Raw genomic sequence first — 4,768 nt, 5'->3', positions numbered from 1 at the left:
TGGAATCACTCCCTTGGATACCCATAACGGTATCGAAACACTTTACAGCGCATGGAAAACACAAACCTCCCAGATCACAGTACTTCAAGGAAATCAAAAGAAAATAAAGTCAAATGTTATTCCTCTTTTAAAAAAGGAAAATACTAAAATTATTACCGAAACAATAAAGGAAATAAATTTAAAAAAGAAAGTACTTGAATTACTGGTAAAAACTACAAGCGAAGTGCTTCAGGTACCTAAGCAAGAAATAGAAGTTGATGCAGAATTTGTTGAATACGGTTTGGATACCCCTTTGATAAGTTTACTTATAGGAAAAATAAGTTATATATTAAAAATTGAGATTGAAACAACATCTTTACTTGCATTTTCAACGCTTCGTGAGATATCGCAATATATATCCAAAGAACATAACGATCTTATAATCAAGTTTTTTCAAGATAACAACAATAATGGCTCGGATGAAGAATCCTTTTTGAAAGATGTCAAAAGACCTAAACAATTAGATGGTTCAGTTACTATTGATCATTCTCAAGAAGAAACAATAAAGTATTTAAAGAAACTACTCTCTACTGTTTTGAAGATTCCGGTTTCAAGAATCGATGCCGAAGCTCCCATGGAGAAGTACGGTATCGACTCAATAATGGTTATTCAACTGACCAATCAATTAGAAAATGCTTTTGGAAATTTACCAAAGACACTGTTTTTTGAATATCAGAATATAAAAGATCTTAGTGGGTATTTCGTCAGCGAATATAACAATCAACTAACAGAATTGTTTGAGTCAAATAAAAAAAAGATCAAAATACCAAATCAGATTAAATCTTCTGATATTATTACTGACAAGAACGAGCAAATTATCGTGGGTCAAAATCGCTTCGTACGTGAAATAGATTTTTCGGATAAAACCAAGAGATTAAACCGAGGGCAGTCCATTGGTGACATTGCAATCGTAGGGGTTTCCGGCAAATACCCAGGAGCAGATACCTTGGAGGACTTCTGGAAGAACCTACGGGAAGGAGTGGACTCGATCACCGAGATCCCTAAGGACAGGTGGGATCACTCCCTCTACTACGATCCAGATATGGGCAAGACTGGTAAGACTTACAGCAAGTGGGGGGGATTTGTCAACGACATAGACAAGTTCGATCCTTTGTTCTTCAACATCTCTCCTAAGGAAGCCGCCGTTATGGATCCCCAGGAACGTCTTTTCCTTGAGTGCGTCAGTGCCACCTTCGAGGATGCAGGCTATACCCGAAGTTCCCTTGCCAATTACCACGCCAATGGTCTCGGAGGCAGTGTAGGAGTCTTTGCTGGGGTGATGTACGAGGAGTATCAGCTCTATGGAGCACAAGAGACTGCTCAAGGTAAACCTTCATCGTTATGGGGCATCTCCTCTTCGATAGCCAACCGGGTATCCTATTATTACGATCTCCACGGCCCGAGCCTTGCCGTCGACACCATGTGCTCGTCATCATTGACTGCCATCCATCTTGCATGCCAGAGTATCGAACAAGGGGACTGTGAACTTGCTATCGCAGGAGGTGTAAACCTATCTGTACACCCCAATAAATACATATTCTTAAGCCAGGGTCGATTTGTATCTGGTCAAGGCAGGTGCGAGAGTTTCGGGGAAGGAGGTGATGGTTATGTACCAGGAGAAGGCGTAGGTGCCGTCCTATTAAAGCCATTAGCAAAAGCCATTGATGACGGCGATCAAATATACGGGGTAATCAAATCGAGTTCCCTTAATCACGGAGGTAAAACCAACGGGTATTCAGTCCCCAACCCCATAGCACAAGCAGAGGTAATTGCCCAGGCCTTCAAAAAATCAGGCATCGATCCCCGAACCGTCAGTTATCTAGAAGCACACGGAACAGGAACTTCTTTGGGTGATCCTATTGAAATAGCGGGATTAAGCAGAGCCTTTGCCTCCTTCACAAAGGATAAACAATATTGTTCCATAGGATCTGCAAAATCAAACATAGGTCATTGTGAGAGTGCTGCTGGAATCGCAGGACTAACAAAGGTCCTCCTACAGATCAAGCACTCACAACTAGTTCCTTCCCTACATTCTAAAGTTCTCAACCCACACATAGATTTCGAAAACAGTCCCTTTCTCGTACAACAAGAGTTAAGCGATTGGAAGCGACCGGTAATACAGGATCTCGAGTATCCGCTTCGGGCAGGTATCTCTTCTTTTGGTGCGGGAGGATCCAATGCTCATCTTATTGTTGAGGAATATCGTGGAAATCCTCAGGAAAAAAACGCCCCTACTACATCGCCATATATGATCGTATTATCTGCTGGAACGCAGGAAAGGCTGCGCTCCTACGCCGAGATCTTTTCTCAATGGCTCCAGACAAGCGTCTCGGATCATGCAGAAATGGTTCAGATAGCACATATGCTACAGACTGGACGTGAGGCCATGGAAGTACGTATGGGAATCTTGGTCGAAGACAGGCAAGAACTGATAGAAAAACTGGAACAATACCTATCACAGGAAATCGATATCGATCGCTTGTACCTAGGAAACAGAAAGGATAAAGATGGTTTATGGATGCTTGGAGACGAAGATATAAAGGCAGGAATAGATACTTGGATCAATAAGGGCAAATATGAGAAGTTATTGGAAATATGGGCAAAAGGATACGATCTGGATTGGAGTAAATTCTATGTAGATAGACAGATAAAAAAGATTAGTTTACCTACTTATCCCTTTGCCCGTGAACGTCATTGGTTCAAAGAAAAGATACAGTCTGATTTACTGACCCTACAAGACTCGTCCCATTTTATGGTGAAAGATTGGAAAGAATGCAGTGACTCTTTTCTAAGAGAGGCAAAAGGACAGGTTCTAATCTTAATAAACAAAGCAACCAAGGCATTGGGAATAGAAGTATCGTCACTCTTATCGGGAAGTTTCTTAATAGATAGCGATGATTCTGAACCGTCACTGGAACCAGATTGGGAAGCTCTCGACGGTGTCATTGACCTTATCGGTTGTGCCCAAGAGGAAAATTCTTCGTTAGAGTGGCTAACCATACTCCAAACAGCCGTAGAACAGGGGAACCGTTCTGGTATCAGATTATTATGTACCACCGAGTCCTTGGAGGCGTACAGAAACGACCAGATCAACCTCTCTGGGGCAACACGTTCGGGCCTCTATCGTATGCTGAGCCACGAATATGGACATGTATCTTCCTGCCATCTAGATGTTGAGTCAGGAGACCTCAAGGAGATGGCCAATATAATTTCCAAAGAGTACGCCTGTGAAGGAGATCGACCGGAAGTCTGCTTCCGATCGGGGGTACGTTATGAGCCTTATTTGAAAGCTGAAACATTGTCCCCTATTACAAAGCCTACATTCCCCAATCCTGAAGATGTCATTCTCATTACTGGAGGAACACGTGGAATTGGATATCTCTGTGCGGAACATTTTATAAAAGTACATGGTGCTCGTCAATTGGTTCTAAGTGGTCGTTCAGAAATTCCTGAACGTCAATATTGGCCTGTTATCAAAAAAGAGGACAGTAGCCTATCGACTAAGATAAAGGCTATCGAGAAATTGGAGGCTTTGGGTGCCAAAATACTTGTAACATCAGTAGACCTAACAAATCAGAAAGCCGTAAAATCGATGTTGTCTCGAATTAAAAATGAGATGGGAACCGTAACAGGCGTTGTCCACAGCGCAGGAATAATAGATTCAGACAATCCTGCATTTATACGGAAAAAACTCTCGGGAATAGCCCAGGTATTATCCCCAAAGGTACACGGACTGGAAACACTCTACTCTGAAATTGAAAAAGAATCTCTAAAGTTCTTTGTCCTGTTCTCTTCCGTATCGGCAACTATTCCTTCTCTAGGGCCTGGACAGAGCGATTATACTATGGCAAATGCCTATATGGACTACTTTGCCTTGAGTAAACAAAAAGAGGCCAAAGTCATCAGTATACAGTGGCCTAGTTGGAAGGAAATAGGAATAGGTGAGATAAAAAGCAAGGCATATTTACAGACTGGTTTGCAAAGCTTACTCAACAAGGAAGGTCTCGAGTTGTTGGACAACATACTCACCCAGGACAGTATACGGGTAGTCCTTCCTGCTATGGTGAAAGAACCCTCATGGAACCCAGAGCAGCTACTCGGGTACCGAATCAAAAAAGACGCCTCAAAAAAAAGCAAGGCAAAACAAAAAAGTTTAACTTCCAAGGAGGTTAATAAAATGGAGGCGCCTACCCCACTAACTCTTATCACGGGGACAGAAGACTGGTTAACAACGCTCTTTTCAGAAGAGCTGAAGATGGATCCAAACCGCTTTGAAAAAGACCGCCCTTTCCAAGATTATGGCGTAGACTCTGTATTGCTCTCCCAGTTATTGAGCAAGCTCAACAGTTACCTCGAAGGGAACCTTGACCCATCGATACTGCTCGAATACCAGAGTATAGAGGATTTAGCATCATGGCTTGCAAAGGAATATACCACGAAGCTATCAGAACGCCTGCTTCCTGCCTCCGATCACAAAGACGCCGCTTCTAGCCTATCAAAAGAGATGGCTAAAACGGTAGAAAATAAAGATCCAGAGACCGTTCATGAAAAAAGCACAAGCCCCGAAAAAGATCTAAAGCCAAAGACCAGAACCGATCATAAAAAAGGACAATCGATAGCCGTAGTGGGAATGTCCTGCAGGTTCCCGGGAGCCAACGATCTGGAAGAGTACTGGGACCTTCTAAAAGAAGGGCGCTGTACGATAGACAACGTGCCCTTCGAACGTTGG

Annotated in this window: 1 protein-coding gene; it reads left to right on the top strand. The window is 42.7% G+C overall.

Annotation, left to right across the window (positions count from 1 at the left end; genetic code table 11):
• Window positions 1-13: 13 nt before the first annotated feature.
• On the top strand, window positions 14-4,768 hold a 4,755-nt coding region (locus Q4Q40_RS23970), incomplete at its 3' end, for an SDR family NAD(P)-dependent oxidoreductase (protein WP_303304587.1).

Origin of the sequence: Flavivirga jejuensis, from assembly GCF_030540765.1 — a bacterium.
Classification (GTDB): Bacteria; Bacteroidota; Bacteroidia; order Flavobacteriales; family Flavobacteriaceae; genus Flavivirga; species Flavivirga jejuensis.
The sequence above is the reverse complement of the archived record's forward strand: the minus strand, read 5'-3'. Positions and strand labels throughout refer to the sequence as shown.